This window comes from Nocardia sp. NPDC102475 (genome assembly GCF_055584605.1).
Genome location: NZ_JBVJLS010000023.1, coordinates 1 through 16,054, shown reverse-complemented (window position 1 = coordinate 16,054; position 16,054 = coordinate 1). Strand labels below are relative to the sequence as shown.

Below are 16,054 nucleotides of genomic sequence, written 5' to 3'. Positions count from 1 at the left end.
GTTCAGTTGTACAGTCCCGGCGAACCGGGGTGTGGCGGAGGCGAGAGGATTTGAACCTCCGGTCCCCGTGAAGGGACAACTCATTAGCAGTGAGTCCCATTCGGCCGCTCTGGCACGCCTCCTGGAGCCTTCTCTTCGAGGGCACCGGTCCTTTCGAACCGCCGAACAGGAAGGTTACAGTAGCCGACGTCCAGATCGCAAAACGCCAGGTAATCACCGAAGATTGCTGTCGAACCAGTCGAAAATCCGGGTCTGGGAATCGACGAGATCGAAGTCTTCGTCGCCGCCTTGTCGGTCGGCGCGGTGGTGCAGGCCCGGATAGGTCACCACGAGGCTGGCGACCGCGGCGCGGGCGGTGGCGTCCCGGAGTTGATCCACGTGGGTGGGCGGGGTGTCCGGGTCGTCGGCGCCGAAGAGTCCGAGCCATGGCGCTTGCAGATCGGGGGCCGCGCGGATGAGGGCATCGGCCTCGTCGGTGAGCGGTTCGATGATGCCGGCCGCGGCGACACTGACCGCGGCGCCGACGGGGCGATTGGTCGCTACCAGGAAGGCCGCGGTGCCCGCGTGGTCGAAGCCGAGCACGCCGATGCAGTCCGGGAAGACGCCGCGGCGGGTGAGCCAGTCGAAGCAGGCGTCGAAATCGTCGAAGAGTTCGTCGCCGAAAACCTCCTGCGCAGGCTCGCCGTCTATGCGATGGAACAGATTGGGCGCTACCACCGTCCAGCCCTCGGTCGCCAGGGCCTTCATGAGTTCCAGCAATGTCCCGGTGAACTCCCGGTCCTCGTGCAGCACCACGATGCCGCCGCGCGCATTGCCCTCCGGCTCGGCCACCGTGATGGGCACCTGGGCGCTGGCGGTCCGAAGCCGATCATCGGTCGATGGTTGTGGGTCCGAACCGGAAATGATGTCGTCGCGACTACGTAGCGGCGCAATATCGTCGTAAATGCCCGACATGAAACAAGGGTAGGTGGATCTGCTGATCTTCGCGAGAAATTGCACGTGAGCGGCCCTGGCGCCCAGATTTTCGAGGACCCGGCATATGGTTGAACGGTGACAGCGCACATCCGGCCGGACCTCGATTCGATCCCGGCGTACGTCCCCGGCCGCAACCATCCCGGCGCGGTCAAGCTCGCCAGCAACGAGACCACCTTTGGTCCGCTCCCCTCCGCCGCGAAGGCCATTGCCGAGGCCGCGGAATTGGCGAACCGCTACCCGGATAATCAGGTCACCGAGCTGCGTGCGGCAATCGCGGACTTCCTCGGCGTCTCCTCGGCGAACGTCGCGGTCGGCTGTGGCAGCGTCGCGTTGTGTCAGGAGCTGGTGCAGATCACCTGTGACGCACCGACCGACGAGGTGCTGTTCGCGTGGCGCTCCTTCGAGGCGTATCCGATCGTCACCCAGGTCGGCAATGCGACCGCCGTGCAGGTGCCGCTTACGCGAGAGTACGTGCACGATCTGGATGCGATGGCCGCCGCGGTCACCGAGCGCACCAAGCTGATCTTCGTCTGCAATCCGAACAACCCGACCGGCACCGCGGTCGGCGAGGCCGAGTTGGTCCGCTTCCTGGACGCGATCCCGGAGCATGTGCTGATCGTGCTCGACGAGGCCTATTTCGAATACATGCGGCTCACCCCCGAGCAGCGCCCGAACGGTGTCGAGCTCGGCCGCAATCGGCCCAATGTCGTTGTGCTGCGGACCTTCTCCAAGGCGTACGGTCTGGCGGGGCTGCGTGCGGGTTATGCGGTCGGCGATCCGGCGGTGATCACCGCGCTGTTGAAGGTGCACATCCCGTTCAGCGTGAACCGGGTCGCGCAGGCGGCCGCGATCGCCTCGCTGGAGGCGCGGCACGAGCTGCTCGACCGCACCGACAATCTCGTCGTCGAACGCGATCGGGTGCGCGACGCACTGCTCGCCGCGGGCTACCAGGTGCCGCCGAGCGAGTCGAACTTCCTGTGGCTGCCGCTGGGTGAGCGCAGCGCCGAATACGGTGAGGTGAGCGCGGAGGCGGGGGTGCTGCTGCGGCCGTACGGCATCGATGGTGTGCGGGTGACCACCGGTGACCCGCACGAGAACGAGCAGTTCCTGCGGTTCGCGACCGATCCGGATGTGTTGGCGCGCTTCGGAATCGGCTAAACGCCCAACGCCCGCGAGATCGTCGGCCAGGACAGGCCCAACTCGTCGGCCCAGTACGGCCACGAATGCGTGCCGGTCGCCCGGAAGTTCGCGGTCACCGGAATCCCGAGCGCGGCGAGCCGATCGGCCAGCCTGCGGGTGCACATATTGGTCGCGGCCTCGAGCGGACCGCCGAATCCGATGGTGCTGACCAGATCCGGGTTGTTCGGGGTGTCGTATTTACCGGGCAGTCCGCTGCCGACCGACAGGTAGATCGCCTTGCCGCGCAACGCTTCCGCGTGCAGCAGCACGTCGTGGTCGAGCCAGGCGGAATCGTGCTGATCGCCGAACATATTGTCCGGTCCGCCACGGTAGGTCGCGACCACCGCGCGGGCCTGCGCCTGTCCGAGATCGGTGCCCATGGAGAAGCAGCCGCTGTGCGCGGCCACCGCTGTGTACAGCTTCGGCTGCCGGAAGGCCAGCATCATCGCGGCCTCGGCGCCCATGGAGACGCCCATGACGGCATTGCGGCCGTTGCCGTTGAACTTCGCATCGATCAGCGGCGGCAGTTCCTTCGTCAGGAAGGTCTCCCACATATTGGTGCCGAGCACCGGGTCCGGGCGCTGCCAGTCGGTGTAGAAGCTGGCCGGTCCGCCGACCGTCAGCACCACGTTCACGTCTTTGTCTTCGAAGAATTTGTCCGCGTGCCCGAGTTCGGTCCAGTTGTTGCTCTCCGCCTCGGCACTGCGTCCGTCGAGCATGTAGACGGTCGGCCGCGGATGGTTCTGCTCGCGCGGCAGCAACACCTGCACCTCGACGGCGCGACTCATCGCGGGTGAATTCACCCACACCCGCAGCCACCGATCGTTGATGGGCACGATCCGATCGATCGAAGCCTGCTTGACACCGGGGACGGTCGGCTCCGCGGGGGAGGGACCATCCGCCGAGCCGGTATTCGGGCGGGGCTGGTCGCCGGGCGCTGCTAGCACCGGGGGTGGACCGAACATCGCCGCACCGGCAATCAGTGCGACGCCAACTATGGCGCTGGAGACCCAACGCCGCACCTCGCGCCGAGACAGCATGGCGCCCATCCTGCCAGAAATGCGAAAGTAGGTGCGCAAGCGAGAAACATGCCGGTTGGTATGTGGCATGAGGTACTCGGACTGGCTATTTCGTGGCAAGGTCACCCTGCCAGCGGCGTTCCACTCCGGCGAAGCGCCATATCGCCGCCGCGATCACCCAGGTCGCCACGAACAGACCCACCACGATGTAGCCGAGATCACCCAGATCCAGATTCCCGATCCATGCGACGATTCCGGATTCGACTTCGAGCCGTTCGGCGAAGATCGACACGATCTCCTGTCCACCGATCAGCAGTGCGACCGCCACCGACAGTCCGGTGATCACCAGGTTGTAGTAGATCTTGCGGACCGGTTCGGCGAAGGCCCAGTCGTAGGCGTAGCTCATGAATGAGCCGTCGAGCGAATCGAACAGCGCCATACCCGCCGAAAACAGCACGGGCAGCACAAGAATCGAATACCAGGGCAGTCCCGTCGCGGCCGCGCCGCCCGCGATCACCAGCAGACCGACCTCGGTCACGGTGTCGAAGCCGAGTCCGAACAACAGCCCGACCGGAAACATCTGCCACGGCTTCTCGACCAGCCGCACCACCGGCGCGAGCACCCGGTTCAACAGGCCCCGGCTGTCCAACTCGCGCTCGAGCTGCGCCTCGTCGAAGTCGCCCTGCCGCATTCGTCGGAAGACGCGCCAAATGCCGAGTAGCGAGGCCAGATTCAGCAGACCGATGACGATCAGGAAGGTGCCCGAGATGCCGGTGCCCCACAGCCCGGTCCACCGCTGCAGCCCCGAATCCTGGTTCTCCAGATTCGCCGCCAGTGCCCGCACCCCGAACGCCAGCAGCGCGACCAGGATGAACACCACGCTGGAATGGCCGAGCGCGAACCAGAAACCGACCGTCTGCACCCGGTGCTTGCCGTTCTCCGCCACCAACTTTCGGGTGGTGTTATCGATCGCGGCAATGTGGTCGGCGTCGAAGGCGTGCCGCATGCCGAGGGTGTAGGCGGTGACGCCGAGACCGACTCCGAAGACCGCGCCCTGCACCACGTGATGTCCCGGCACCACGAATAACAGCAGAGTCCCCCAGCCGATGACATGCAGCGCCAGAACGGTCACCGCCATACCGACAACGCTGCGCACGAGCCAATCCTCACTGCTGGACGAACCGTTCGTATAACGGTACTGCGAGCGCAACATACAGGTCGGTCGGGTTCGGGCCGATCGGCAAACAGTTGCCGGTGTCCGGCAGATTCCGAACAGGCATTACGTCGAATTCGGGCACACGGCCAGCACACCGGTCTTAGGCTGCTGTGCGGGCGTTTTCAGGCGTCGATTGGGACGAGCATGATCGTGGACAGCAAACGGCAGCGGCCAGGTCATGATGTTGTGCGCGCGATCGGCAACCAGACAACCTGCGCGGCTCCGCTGCCGAAACCGTCTGCCGTATCCCGGTTCCCCGCAACGTGGAGGCTACCGCGCGGACCTCCGGTGTAGCCCGGTGTCAGCTGCGCTCCGCGCGCGAAATTCTCTGCTCGATCAATGCCTGTCTGTTTAGCCGCAGTACCTGATGCCCGACCGGAGAAAACCGTGAATCAAGCGTTACCCGTCATGTCGCTCGAAAGCTCCGCTGACACAAAACCTTTCGGCCTCGATCTGAAAAGGCGAATGCGGGAGTGCGATGAGTTCTTCCGATTGCCCGAACTCGCGCATCTATCCGCGAACCGCCGCCGCACCGCATTGGAGCAACTCCAACAAACCGGCAGCTACGTGCAGACCGCCGAGGAGATCCTGATCGGCGCCAAGCTCGCGTGGCGCAACCACGCTCGCTGCGTGGGGCGAAAACACTGGCGATCACTGAAATTGCTCGACGCACGGCGGGTGCGCTCGGCCCGCGACCTGGCCGAGGTCTGCTGGCAGCACCTGCATATGGCGACCAACGGCGGCGCCATCCAATCGATGATCACCGTCGGACCACCGCGCCAGGCCGACGGCCGCGAATTCCGCATCGTCAGTCCGCAACTCATCCGCTACGCCGGTTACCGCAACGGCGACGGCACCGTGACCGGTGACCCGGCCAATATCGCGATCACCGAATTCGCCATGAAGCTCGGCTGGCGCGGCAGCGGCACGCCCTTCGACATCCTGCCGGTGCTCATCAGCACTCCGGACGAGCCGATCCGCTGGTTCGACATCCCGCCCGAACTGGCCCGCGAGGTCGAACTCGAACATCCCGAATTCGACTGGTTCGCCGGACTCGGCCTGAAATGGCATGTGCTGCCCGCGGTTTCGAATATGAACCTGGAGATCGGCGGCATCACCTACCCGTTCGCACCGTTCAACGGTTGGTATATGGGAGCTGAAATCGGCGCACGCAATCTCAGTGACACCACCCGGTACAACATGTTGCCGCTCATTGCCGAAATGATGTGCCTGGATACCAGATACGAGCGTTCACTGTGGCGCGATCAGGCCCTGGTCGAATTGAATCGCGCCGTGCTGTACAGCTTTCGGAAGTCGGGGGTGTACATCGTCGACCACCACACGGTCGCCAAGCAGTTCTGCGACCACGTCGATCGGGAGCAGGCCGCGGGCCGCAAATGCCCGACCGACTGGAGCTGGGTCAATCCGCCGATTTCGTCGGGCGTGACCCCGACCTTCCACCGCTACTACGACGAACCCGAGCCGGACCTGCGCCCGAATTTCGTGCGTCGGGACTTCGGCGAGGAAGGCGAAATCTGATCTTCGTTCGGCAGCGGTAGTGCGATTGATGGGCAAGAATGGGGCCATGGCACGGCGTTCCATGGGCTCGAAATGGGAAGAATTCGGCGCGCATCTCGAAGGTGCGCCGGGACGGCTGCCGGTCGAGGTGCGGCGGTCGATTCGGGCGCGGTCCTCGGGTGAAGAAGGTGCGGCCGGGGTCCCCGATGATCTCGCCGATTTCGTCGAGTTGGTCGCCGAACGTTCGTATCGGCTCACCGAGAAGAACATCACGACGCTGGCCGAGGCGGGACGCAGCGACGACGAGATCTTCGAGGCGGCCGTGGTCGCGGCGTACGGCGCCGCCGACCGACGGCTGCGCGCTGCCCGCCGCTCCTGGGAGGGGCGCTGAAAATGTGGCTCGACGCAGTCGAATCCGGCCAAGAACTCCCGGCCCGAATCATGTTCGCGACCATGCAGCGGTTGGGTCGCACCGAGGTTCCCGCGGTCATGAAGGTCATCTGCTACCGGCACCGGTATTTCGGCACCCCGCTTTCCGACCTCATCCAGGACGCCATGCGCGGACCGTCCTGCTGGACCGTCGCCGAACGCGAAATCTTCGCAACCAGGGCCTCCCAGTCCAATGAATGCCCCTTCTGCGACTCCGCCCACCGGGGCATCGCGGGCGCATATATCGCCGCGGAGCTGGTCGATGAAGCCCTGGCCGACGGCGAAAACTCGCCCCTGCGCCCCGAAGCTCGCGCCATGCTCGAATTCGTCGGCAAAATGGTCCGCGATCCCGATGGCCTCACTCCCGGCGACGCCGATAAAGTCCGTGCGGCCGGCGTCACCGCCGAGGCTTTCGACGAAGCCGTCTGGGTGGCAACCCTTTTCAATGTCATCAACCGATTAATGAACACTGTAGGCGCCGAGGCGCTCGGAGCCGGCGAAGCCCAAATCGGCGCCCGCTTCATCAAAGCCTTCGGCTACCGAACCCCGCCTCCCGTCCGCTACCTTTCCCGCGGCGCTTGAACTCTGCTGCTCGCGAAGGTGCCCTCGGGAACCGACGGAGTCAGTCTCCTAGTACCCCGTCCAGATAGGTTGCCGCGCCATCAGGACCGGCTCGCTCGCCGAGCGCAGTCGAAACGCTGCACGGCACGCCCCGCGGCGCCGCCATATGACTGCGCTCGACGGATCTCGACTACCTCAGGAGCTAGGAATCCGGTAGCTGCGGCATCCGCCGGTCAGCGCATCGACGGTCACTTCGGCAGCCGCCTGGGATCGTGACGAAAGTCTGACGACGTGGCCTGGTTGCGGCGAATTTTGGCCGCTTGGCATCACAATCAGGGCATGACCTCGGTAAACGATGGAGTGGGTTGCGGGCGGGTTGGGCACCAGGACTCGGGGTGGTGGTGAAATGCGGGTATTGCTGACCGGGGCGGCGGGCTTTATCGGGACGCGTGTGCATCAGGAGTTGGTGGGTGTGGGGCACGAGGTGGTGGCGATTGATGTGATGCTGCCCGCGGCGCACGGGTTTGGTGCGGTTGTTCCAGAGGACGTCCGGTTGGTCGACGTGCGGGATGCGGATGCGCTGGATTCGGTATTGCGGGGGATCGATGTGGTTTGTCATCAGGCCGCGGTGGTGGGTGCGGGGGTGAGTGCGCAGGATGCGCCCGCTTATGCGAGTCATAACGACTTGGGGACCGCGGTTTTATTGGCGGCGATGGACCGGGCCGGGTGTCGCCGGTTGGTGCTGGCTTCATCGATGGTGGTCTATGGGGAGGGGCGGTATCGCGGGGCTCGGACCGTTGAGGTCGGGGTGCGCAGGCGCGGGGATCTCGAGAGCGGGATGTTCGAGCATCGGGATCCGGATTCGGATGAGGTGTTGGGTTGGGAGGCGGTGCCGGAGAATGCGCCGTTGCGGCCGCGGAGTCTTTATGCGGCGGCGAAAGTGGCGCAGGAGCATTACGCGTCCGCGTGGGCGGCGGTCACCGAATCCGGGGTCACCGCATTGCGCTATCACAATGTCTATGGCCCCGATATGCCAAGGGATACACCATATTCCGGAGTCGCCGCGATCTTCCGATCGGCGCTGGAGGCAGGTGCGCCGCCGCAGGTTTTCGAAGACGGCAGGCAGGCGCGGGATTTCGTGCATGTCAGTGATATCGCCGCGGCGAATCTCGCGGCGGTCGAATATGCGCACACCGGTTTCGTTCCGCTCAATATCGCCTCGGGACGTCCGATCACCATCGGCGCGGTAGCCACCACGTTGGCCGCGGCGCGCGGTGGTCCCGAACCGGTGATCACCGGACGCTATCGACCCGGCGACGTGCGGCATATCGTCGCGAGCCCCGAACAGGCGCAACGCGTTCTGGGATTCACCGCGCGGGTGGATCCGCACGACGGCCTTGCCGAATTCGCCTTCGCACCGCTGCGGGCGGTTGCCGGGGCGGGTGCGCCGGTCGCGTAGTTCAGTTTTCGCTGAGTGGTAGCCGAACTTCGAATCGGCAGCCCTGCTCTCGGTTCTCGGCGCTGATATCGCCGTGGTGGGCTTCGACCAGACCCGCGGCGATCGCGAGACCCATACCGCTTCCGGAGGACACGCCGTCGGAGGCGACGGGCGAGCGAGCGGCGGTGCCGCGGTAGGCGACCTCGAATATTCGTGGCAGGTCGGCCTCGGAGATGCCCGGACCGGTGTCGTCGACGCGCGCCCAAGCCTGGCCGTTGGACGTGCCTGCGGATATCGCTACCTGGCCGCCGGGTGGGGTGTGCGCGATCGCGTTGGAGACCAGATTGGTCAGCACGCGGCCCAGGGCTCGATCGCTCGCCGCGACAACGATTTCGGAGTCGGGCTGTTCCGCGCGCAGCAGGACTTCGGCGCGTTCGGCATTCGGTCGGTTGGCGGCCAATACCTCATCGATCAACTCGCGCAGATCGACCGGCTCCAATTCCAAACGCAACGCGCCCGCGTTGATCTTCGACATTTCGAACAGATCGTCGACCATGACCGACAGCCGATCGGTCTCGCGCACAATCTGTTCCGCGTAACGGGCCACATCGTCGGTGCCGGTGACTACGCCGTCGGAAAGTCCCTCGGCCATCGCGCGGATACCGGCCAGCGGGGTCCGCAGGTCGTGGCTCACCCACGCGACGAGTTCGCGGCGCGAGCGCTCCGCCATCCGCTCCTGTTCGCGGATCTGCTTCTCCCAGACGGTCTTGCGAGCCTGTTCTCGCCCGAGCAGCAGGGCGGCGGGCACGGTGACCGCCGCGACGACCGCGAGCACGACCGCCGTGCGCTCGAGTTCATCGGTGAACATCAACCCGCTGACCCCGATAATGCCCGCGAGCGTGGACAGCGTCGGGATCAGCACCAGCACGGCCATGCTCGCGGTCATGGAGCGATTGCTGGTGGCGCGCAGGATCGCCGCGCCGATGGCGACGATCGGAAGCGAGCAGGCCAGTACGTAGCCGATCAATTGCAGTGTGTTCTCAGGCACTGGATTCTCCATTCCGGCCCCAGATGTAGCCGCGGCCCCATACCGTCTCGATCCGATGCCGGTCACCGAGTTTCGCCCGCAGCCGCTTGATATGCACGGTGACCGTGGACAGGTCGCCGAAATCCCAGCCCCACACCTTGGCCAGCAGTTCCTCCCGGCTGAACACCTGGTGCGGGTGGCGCAGCAGGAAGACGAGCAGATCGTATTCGCGCGCGGTCAGGTCGACCGGCCTGCCGTCCACCAGCACCGCCTGCGAATCCGGCCGCACCTCGACCGTGCCGTCGCGCAGTAGTTCTGTGCTCGGCTGCCGCGTCGCCTGCGAACGCCGCAGCACCGAGGCGACCCGCAATGCGAGCTCGCGGGCGCTGAACGGTTTGGTGACGTAGTCGTCGGCACCCGCCTCCAGGCCGAGCACGCGATCGTCCTCGTCGCCGAGTGCGGTGAGCAGGATGATCGGGGTGTCCGGGCGTGGGCCGGAACGCACCGCGCGGCAGATTTCGATGCCGTCGGGGGCGGGCATCATCACATCGAGGACGGCCAGTTCGACGGGGTCGCCGGTGGGTTCGGTGAGTTGTGCCATGGTCGAGGCGCCGTCCGAGGTTTCCACGACGGTCAGTCCGTCGCGTTCGAGATAGCGCCGCACCACATCACGGACCAGCGGGTCGTCGTCGGCGATCAGAATGCTCATGGATTACCAATTCGTCAGGATCGTGTGGGCGAGTACGAGCGTGCCGAGCGCTTGCAGGAATAGCCAGACTCGGGCGGTGGACTGCGGCAGAAACGCGGTCGCGGCGAGCAGCCAGACGTCGAACGGCAGCCAGATGCGCTCGGTCTCCGCCTTGCTGAGGCCACTGAGGTCTGCCACCAATATCGCGCACAATCCCGCCGCTACCAAGAGCCCGGTCGCATCGAGCGGTCTGCGCAGCGCGCGTGGTAATCCGGCGGCGGTGGCCAGGCCGACCGCACAGACGGTGGCGGCGAGATTCGCCCACACCCAGTACGCGTACGGACGCTCGGTGGCGATGCCCTGGTAGTACCGCTCGACCACCAGGTGATAGCCATCCAGCCACCAGAAACCGGCCAGCGTGAAGGCAACCACGACGATCAGCGCGCCGAATACGGCAGGTAGCAGCGGACGGACGGTTCGGCCCGCGACCAGGACCGCGACGGCGGGTAGAGCCATCACCACGAGGCCGTAGCTGAGATAGATGCCGAGCCCGAAAAGCACACCGGAAGCGACCGCGACCCACGGCCGCCGGATCGCGATCGCCAGCAGCGCTACCGCCCATGCCGTGACACCCGCGAACATGGCGTCCGCCGAAACCGCGATCCATATCGCGGCGGGCGCTATTGTCAAGAACGGCAATGCCTTTCGGGCTCGATCCTCGGCACCGAGCGCGCGCAGCGTGACCGCGACCGCGACGATCGCACTGGACCCGATCAGCAGACACGCCAGTCCCGCCCAACCGCTGCCGCGCAGGCCGATGCGATCGAGCAGGACGAAGAACAGCAGCGCGCCAGGTGGATGCCCGGAGACGTGGGTCGTCCAGGAGTCCGGTTGGAAATCCAGGATGCGGCCGGAGAATCCGCGCAGCATGGCCGGGATATCGCGGACGCCGGGGACTTCGTACAGATATTCGTGGCCGTCGGCGAGTCGTCCGGTGAATCCGCGTTGCCAGCCGTCGATCATGGCCAAGGCGAAGGCCCAGGCCAGAGCAGTCACCCAAGACGTCGCGAGCAGCCTTCGCCAGGGCAGCGACGCGGCCATCGCGGGACCGAAACCGATGACCAGTATCGCGATCGCGATGGCCGGTACCGAACCCCAGCCGACATGCGGCAACCAGTTGCCGAAGATGGGGGCCGAACCGGCGTAGAGCTTGCTCCGCCATTGTTCGCTGGCAATTCGCGGTACCAGGAATGCTGTCAGGGTGAGTGCGGCGGCAATGCCTGCTCCCAGATACTCGCCACGTATCCGGCCGCGTGGCCGTGTCGCAGCCTCCGTCACGTCATGCACGACCCTCACCATAGGGCCGCCGTGCCTGAAAAACCGGTGCTCGAGCGGTTCTGAATGCGGACGTCACTGTTTCGTCACCAGTTTTGCGGCCTTGATTCGGCAGGGCTGGCCTAGCGTCGAGAAGGTGACCGAGACCCTCCACAACCCGGGCGGCGTGACCGTTGTCATCCCGTGCCGAGACGAAGCTGAGGCGTTGCCAGGTGTGCTCGCGGCCATCCCGGCCGGGTTCCATGCGCTGGTCGTGGACAATGGCTCGACCGATGCGACGGCCGAGGTGGCCCGCCGGTGCGGCGCCGCTGTCGTATCCGAGGCGAGCCCCGGGTACGGGGCTGCCGTGCAAGCCGGGATCGCCTCGGCCAGAACGGATTTGGTGGCCGTTCTGGATGGCGACGGCTCGATGGATCCGAGGGAGTTGCCGCCGCTGGTCGAACTGGTGCGTGCCGGTGCCGATTTGGCGGTCGGACGGCGTAAGCCGGTGCGTCGCGGTGTGTGGCCGTGGCATGCGCGGCTCGGCAATCGAGTCATCGCCGGGCGCTTGCGTCGCCGATACGGGCTACCCGTGCACGATATCGGTGCCATGCGGGTGGCCCGCCGGGCCGCTCTGCTTTCCCTCGGACCGCTGCACACCCGCTCCGGATATCCGCTGCAACTGCTGATCGGCGCCGCAGGGGCGGGGTGGCGTGTGGTCGAGCGCGATATCGCGTATCGGCCACGGGCGGGTGGAGTTTCGAAGGTATCCGGATCGTGGCCCGGCACCGTGCGCGCCACTCGCGACTTCCTGGCGGTGCTGCGATGAATTACTTTCGACCCTCGCCCGTGGCCGCGACACTGCTCGTGCTGGCCAAGGCCCCGATTGCTGGTCTCGCTAAAACACGTCTGACACCGCCGCTTTCGCCTCCTGATGCGGCCCGAGTCGCTGCGGCATCGCTGCTGGACACCTTGGAGTCGATGTCGCGGAGTCCGGTCGCGCACCATGTCGTCGCGTTCACCGGAGAGCTCGCGGATGCCGAGTGTGCGGATGAAGTGGCAAGGGCGCTGACTGATTTCGAGGTCATCCCGCAGCGTGGTGCGTCTTTCGGCGAACGCTTGGCCAACGCGCACGCCGATGCCGCGCGGTACGGGCTGCCGGTTTTGCAGATCGGCATGGACACACCGCAGATCGGCCCGGAGGTGCTGACTTGGGCCGCCCGCGAGCTGGTATTGCGCGGCGACGCACTGCTCGGTCTCGCCGACGACGGCGGCTGGTGGGCACTCGGGCTGCCGACACCCCAGGCAGCGCGCACACTCGTCGACGTTCCCATGTCGACCGATCAAACCGGCGAGCTCACCCTGGAAGCCATGCGGAGCTGTGGACTTCGCATGCGCTCGCTGCCGCGCTACAACGATGTCGACACCTTCGCCGACGCACTCGAGGTGGCGCGCGAATCCGACGGGCGGTTCGCGCGCTTGATCCATCAGCTGCACCACACCCTGCTGGCACCCCGATGAGCGACATCTTCGATCTCGCGCTGGCGGGGGAGGACTGCTGGGTGCGCGATACGGACGGACGACGCCATCCCCTGCGCACCCGGCGCTGGCTGGGCTTCGATGCCGCCGACCGTCCGGCCGATGCCGCGCTGACCTGCTGTTGCGATGGACCGACGCTCGATCTGGGCTGCGGTCCGGGGCGGCTGGTCACGGCACTGCTGCAGCGCGGAGTCATCGCGTTGGGTGTCGATATCTCGCCGATGGCCGTGGCTACCACCAGATTTCGTGGCGCGCCCGCATTGCGGCGCGACCTGTTCGGACCGCTGCCCGGCTCCGGCCGTTGGTCCTACGCGATCCTGGCGGACGGCAATATCGGGATCGGTGGCGATCCGGTCCGCTTGCTGACCCGCGCGGGCGAACTCCTCGCACGCAATGGCATCGCAGTGGTCGAATTCGCCCGTCCCGGTGCCGGTGTGGTGTCTAATCCGATTCGGCTGGAGACGAGAGACCGAGTGGGGGAATGGTTTCCGTGGGCGCGGGTGGGGATCGATCGCGCGGAAGAGTTGGCCGCGGCGGCCGGGTTCCGCATGGTGACGGCGATGGAGGTGTCCGGTCGGCATATCGCCTGGTTGCGATCGGGCAGGCCCGCTTCGAGTAGTCGGTGGGCGTTGTGATGAAGCGCGGCAGCTGGATGGAATCGCAAGCGCGATTTCGTATGAAATTCCCGAATATCGCGCGCCCACCGGTGACATCCGCACGCGGGCCCGCGGTCGCGAGTCGCGTGGGGATCGCTCTGGGCAGCGCGATATTGCTGTGCTTCTGCACCGGTTTGCTCAGCCACTGGATTCAGCATCCACCGAGCTGGTTCTGGTGGCCCGCCCATCCTGTCTGGCTGTATCGGGTAACCCAGGGCGCGCATGTGATCTCGGGTGTCGCGGCGATCCCACTGCTGCTGGTGAAGCTGTGGGCGGTGTATCCCAGACTGTTCCACCGCCCGATCATCGGTTCGCTATTGCGAATCGTCGAACGCGGCTCCATCGCGATCCTGGTCGGCGCGACGATCTTCCAGCTGTCGACCGGGCTCCTCAATATCGCCCAGTACTACCCGTGGAAGTTCTTCTTCCCCACCGCGCACTACGCCATGGCCTACGTCGCCGTCGGCGCATTGGCCGTGCATTTGGCGGTCAAACTTCCCGTCATCCGGGACGCGCTGCAACATCGGCTGGTCGAATCCCCGACCGAGCCGCCTGCCGGCACCAGTACGCGGCCGCACATCTCGCGACGTGCGGTGCTGACAGGTGCTGGTGTCGCTGCCGTCGCAGCGGGGTTGGCCGTCGCCGGGCAGACGATTCCGTTCCTGCGCTGGGCTGCCGTGCTCGCGCCGCGCAGTGGGCACGGGCCACAGGGCGTTCCGGTCAACCGATCGGCCGCGGCAGCCGGGGTCGGTGACCTGGCCCGAGATCCCGAGTACCGGTTGACGGTCACCATCGGCGCTCAGAAGCGCCAATTCACCAGGGACGAACTGCTTTCCCTGCCGCAGACGCGGGCCGGCTTGCCGATTGCCTGCGTCGAAGGCTGGAGCGCGGGCGCCGACTGGTCCGGGGTGCGCCTGCTGGATTTGCTGGCGGCGGTCGGCGACTATGCCGGTGGCGATATCCGCTTCCGCTCGCTGGAGCAAACCGGCATCTACGGGAGTTCGATTCTCCCGCAACGTCATGCGGTCGACGACAGCACCCTGGTCGCCCTGACCATCAATGGCGAAACCCTCGATCTCGACCATGGCTACCCGTGCCGTCTCATCGCACCCAACCGACCCGGCGTCCTGCAAACGAAATGGCTGTCCGAAATCGAGGTGCTGTCATGATCGCCGCCCGCATACTGCTCCTGCTCGTCGGCAGTTGGCTCGGCTGGTACGGCATCAGCGCGTTATTCGACCTACCCCCAACAGATCTCGACTCGGTCGCGATCTGGTTCGCGGGGGGAATCCTGCTGCACGATGCGGTCTTCGCCCCGATCTGCGCCGCACTCGGACTCACCGCTCGCCACCTGCTGCCACCCACCTGGTGGGCCGTCACCGCCTGCGGTGCCGTCTGCTCGGTCGCGCTGGTACTGATCGCCCTCCCGGTCCTCGACCGTGGCGAGGGCATGCCGAGCAATCCCACCGTCCTGGACCGCAACTATCCCGTCGGACTGGCAGTCACGTTGATCCTTGTATGGTCGCTGGTTTTCCTCGCTCACGCTGTGGCCGGCCGGGCCGGCCGGGGCCGCGCACACAACGAGATACCGGGCCTCCGGTCGCCGTGACAGACGAAGCTCGGCCGCCGATCCGCAACGTAGCGAGGTGCTCTCCTCGCGCCGCTATTTCCACGAGGGAAGCGTCGGCAACGCGCCACTGAGCTCGACACCATCGGAACGACCCAGCAGCCACGCGAGCAAGGCAGAAGCGGGCCCGCGGACGGTGTGGTCAGGAGAACCACTCCCAACAGTCGCGGTGAAGTCCGTATCAGTGCTGCGCACCTCGAACGCAACTGAAGGATCAGCCCCAGCAGCAATCCCCTTGGTCAAATCGGCAGCAGCCCGCGGAAGCAGCCGAGCAACGAAATCCTTTGGCCAGTCACCAGGTTGGTATTCGGCCGCCAAATCGACATGATGGATCTCCACCTCTTGCAGCCGCATCCAAATGACCTCGGTCGCCGGAATAGGCCGTCCCTGCCTGGTCCGGACGGTCGCCGTCCATGCCTCATCGGGAGCGGTCTGCGCGAGCGCCAGCCAGCGATTCGCCGCCGCTTCGTTATCGGCCAACTGCTCGGCAAGTGGCCGCGGCGCACCCGCCTCGATATCGGCATCCCGGATGAACATGCTGGCGTACTGCGGTGTTTCGATCCCGGTCCGCGCCCAGAGCAGCAGATTGACCAGACTGTCGGCATTGCGCGCGAGGTGCGCGAGCAGATGTCCCCGCGTCCACCCGGGCAGCAGCGAGGGCAGGGTCACGTCATCGTCGAGCCCGCGGATGGTGTCGAGCAGACGGTTCGTCGCCGCGGCGACGGTTTCGAGCTGAACGGTGGTCTCCGGCGCGTCGCTGGTCACCGAACCGACCTTAGTGAGTGTCTGAGATCTCGGCTATCGGGTGCGGGCCAGTCGTCGTGACATGGTCATGATCATCGCGATGTGGACCATGGCTTCGTGGTGT

General features: G+C 65.9%; 17 protein-coding genes and 1 tRNA gene. 10 read left to right on the top strand and 8 right to left on the bottom strand.

Features of this window, described 5'->3' with window-relative positions; translation table 11 throughout:
* Window positions 1-32 precede the first annotated feature (32 nt).
* Together ACZ60G_RS33330 and ACZ60G_RS33325 are read right to left on the bottom strand one after the other, a co-directional pair.
* Window positions 33-122, bottom strand: a tRNA-Ser gene (locus ACZ60G_RS33330).
* Window positions 123-213: 91 nt separating this feature from the next.
* The gene (locus ACZ60G_RS33325) at window positions 214-954 is read right to left on the bottom strand and encodes a dienelactone hydrolase family protein (RefSeq protein ID WP_465815240.1); all 741 of its coding nucleotides are present in this window, start codon (window positions 952-954) and stop codon (window positions 214-216) included.
* A gap of 96 nt (window positions 955-1,050) precedes the next feature.
* Here ACZ60G_RS33325 and hisC point away from each other — a divergent pair, with 96 nt between their 5' ends.
* Window positions 1,051-2,133: a histidinol-phosphate transaminase gene (gene hisC / locus ACZ60G_RS33320; protein ID WP_465815239.1), complete on the top strand. Its 1,083-nt coding sequence runs from the start codon at window positions 1,051-1,053 to the stop codon at window positions 2,131-2,133.
* Here the strand turns inward: hisC and ACZ60G_RS33315 are convergent.
* Both ACZ60G_RS33315 and nicT read right to left on the bottom strand, forming a co-directional pair.
* Window positions 2,130-3,194 (bottom strand): alpha/beta hydrolase, encoded by a 1,065-nt coding sequence (locus tag ACZ60G_RS33315; protein WP_465815238.1) that lies wholly within the window; start codon window positions 3,192-3,194, stop codon window positions 2,130-2,132. The genes hisC and ACZ60G_RS33315 overlap by 4 nt on opposite strands.
* 85 nt (window positions 3,195-3,279) lie before the next feature.
* Window positions 3,280-4,386, bottom strand: coding sequence for a Nickel transporter NicT (gene nicT / locus ACZ60G_RS33310; RefSeq protein ID WP_465815237.1), 1,107 nt, complete (start codon window positions 4,384-4,386; stop codon window positions 3,280-3,282).
* Between the two features lie 411 nt (window positions 4,387-4,797).
* Between nicT and ACZ60G_RS33305 the strand changes: the two genes are divergently transcribed.
* The 4 genes from ACZ60G_RS33305 (at window position 4,798) to ACZ60G_RS33290 (ending at window position 8,356) form a co-directional block, all read left to right on the top strand.
* Window positions 4,798-5,928, top strand: a complete 1,131-nt coding sequence (locus tag ACZ60G_RS33305; RefSeq protein WP_465815236.1) for a nitric oxide synthase oxygenase — start codon at window positions 4,798-4,800, stop codon at window positions 5,926-5,928.
* Window positions 5,929-5,974: 46 nt separating this feature from the next.
* Window positions 5,975-6,298, top strand: coding sequence for a hypothetical protein (locus tag ACZ60G_RS33300; RefSeq protein WP_387295719.1), 324 nt, complete (start codon window positions 5,975-5,977; stop codon window positions 6,296-6,298).
* Window positions 6,299-6,300: 2 nt separating this feature from the next.
* Complete coding sequence (locus ACZ60G_RS33295; RefSeq protein WP_465815235.1) at window positions 6,301-6,918, top strand: carboxymuconolactone decarboxylase family protein; 618 nt, start codon at window positions 6,301-6,303, stop codon at window positions 6,916-6,918.
* A gap of 385 nt (window positions 6,919-7,303) precedes the next feature.
* Entirely contained in the window at window positions 7,304-8,356 is a 1,053-nt protein-coding gene (locus tag ACZ60G_RS33290) for an NAD-dependent epimerase/dehydratase family protein (protein ID WP_465815328.1), read from the top strand.
* A 1-nt stretch (window position 8,357) separates the two neighbouring features.
* On the opposite strand, the gene ACZ60G_RS33285 is transcribed toward ACZ60G_RS33290, so the two are convergent.
* From ACZ60G_RS33285 to ACZ60G_RS33275, 3 genes are read right to left on the bottom strand one after another with little or no spacing between them, the layout of a single operon-like run.
* Window positions 8,358-9,383 carry a sensor histidine kinase gene (locus tag ACZ60G_RS33285; RefSeq protein ID WP_465815234.1) on the bottom strand — a complete coding sequence of 342 codons (1,026 nt, stop codon included), beginning with the start codon at window positions 9,381-9,383 and terminating at the stop codon, window positions 8,358-8,360.
* On the bottom strand, window positions 9,376-10,071 hold the full coding sequence (locus ACZ60G_RS33280; RefSeq protein WP_465815233.1) for a response regulator transcription factor: 696 nt from the start codon (window positions 10,069-10,071) through the stop codon (window positions 9,376-9,378). The genes ACZ60G_RS33285 and ACZ60G_RS33280 overlap by 8 nt, the downstream gene beginning before the upstream one ends.
* A gap of 3 nt (window positions 10,072-10,074) precedes the next feature.
* Complete coding sequence (locus tag ACZ60G_RS33275) at window positions 10,075-11,397, bottom strand: hypothetical protein (RefSeq protein WP_465815232.1); 1,323 nt, start codon at window positions 11,395-11,397, stop codon at window positions 10,075-10,077.
* A gap of 124 nt (window positions 11,398-11,521) precedes the next feature.
* Between ACZ60G_RS33275 and ACZ60G_RS33270 the strand changes: the two genes are divergently transcribed.
* From ACZ60G_RS33270 to ACZ60G_RS33250, 5 genes are read left to right on the top strand one after another with little or no spacing between them, the layout of a single operon-like run.
* Window positions 11,522-12,193 (top strand): glycosyltransferase family 2 protein, encoded by a 672-nt coding sequence (locus ACZ60G_RS33270; RefSeq protein ID WP_465815231.1) that lies wholly within the window; start codon window positions 11,522-11,524, stop codon window positions 12,191-12,193.
* Window positions 12,190-12,885 carry a TIGR04282 family arsenosugar biosynthesis glycosyltransferase gene (locus ACZ60G_RS33265; protein ID WP_465815230.1) on the top strand — a complete coding sequence of 232 codons (696 nt, stop codon included), beginning with the start codon at window positions 12,190-12,192 and terminating at the stop codon, window positions 12,883-12,885. Before ACZ60G_RS33270 ends, ACZ60G_RS33265 begins: the two co-directional genes overlap by 4 nt.
* Window positions 12,882-13,538 (top strand): methyltransferase domain-containing protein, encoded by a 657-nt coding sequence (locus tag ACZ60G_RS33260; RefSeq protein ID WP_465815229.1) that lies wholly within the window; start codon window positions 12,882-12,884, stop codon window positions 13,536-13,538. Before ACZ60G_RS33265 ends, ACZ60G_RS33260 begins: the two co-directional genes overlap by 4 nt.
* A 41-nt stretch (window positions 13,539-13,579) precedes the next feature.
* A complete protein-coding gene (locus ACZ60G_RS33255) occupies window positions 13,580-14,728 on the top strand; it encodes a molybdopterin-dependent oxidoreductase (protein WP_465815228.1) in 1,149 nt (382 codons plus the stop codon).
* Window positions 14,725-15,168 (top strand): hypothetical protein, encoded by a 444-nt coding sequence (locus ACZ60G_RS33250; protein WP_465815227.1) that lies wholly within the window; start codon window positions 14,725-14,727, stop codon window positions 15,166-15,168. The genes ACZ60G_RS33255 and ACZ60G_RS33250 overlap by 4 nt, the downstream gene beginning before the upstream one ends.
* A 54-nt stretch (window positions 15,169-15,222) precedes the next feature.
* Here ACZ60G_RS33250 and ACZ60G_RS33245 read toward each other — a convergent pair whose 3' ends face one another.
* Window positions 15,223-15,951, bottom strand: coding sequence for a maleylpyruvate isomerase family mycothiol-dependent enzyme (locus tag ACZ60G_RS33245; protein ID WP_465815226.1), 729 nt, complete (start codon window positions 15,949-15,951; stop codon window positions 15,223-15,225).
* Window positions 15,952-16,054 lie beyond the last annotated feature (103 nt).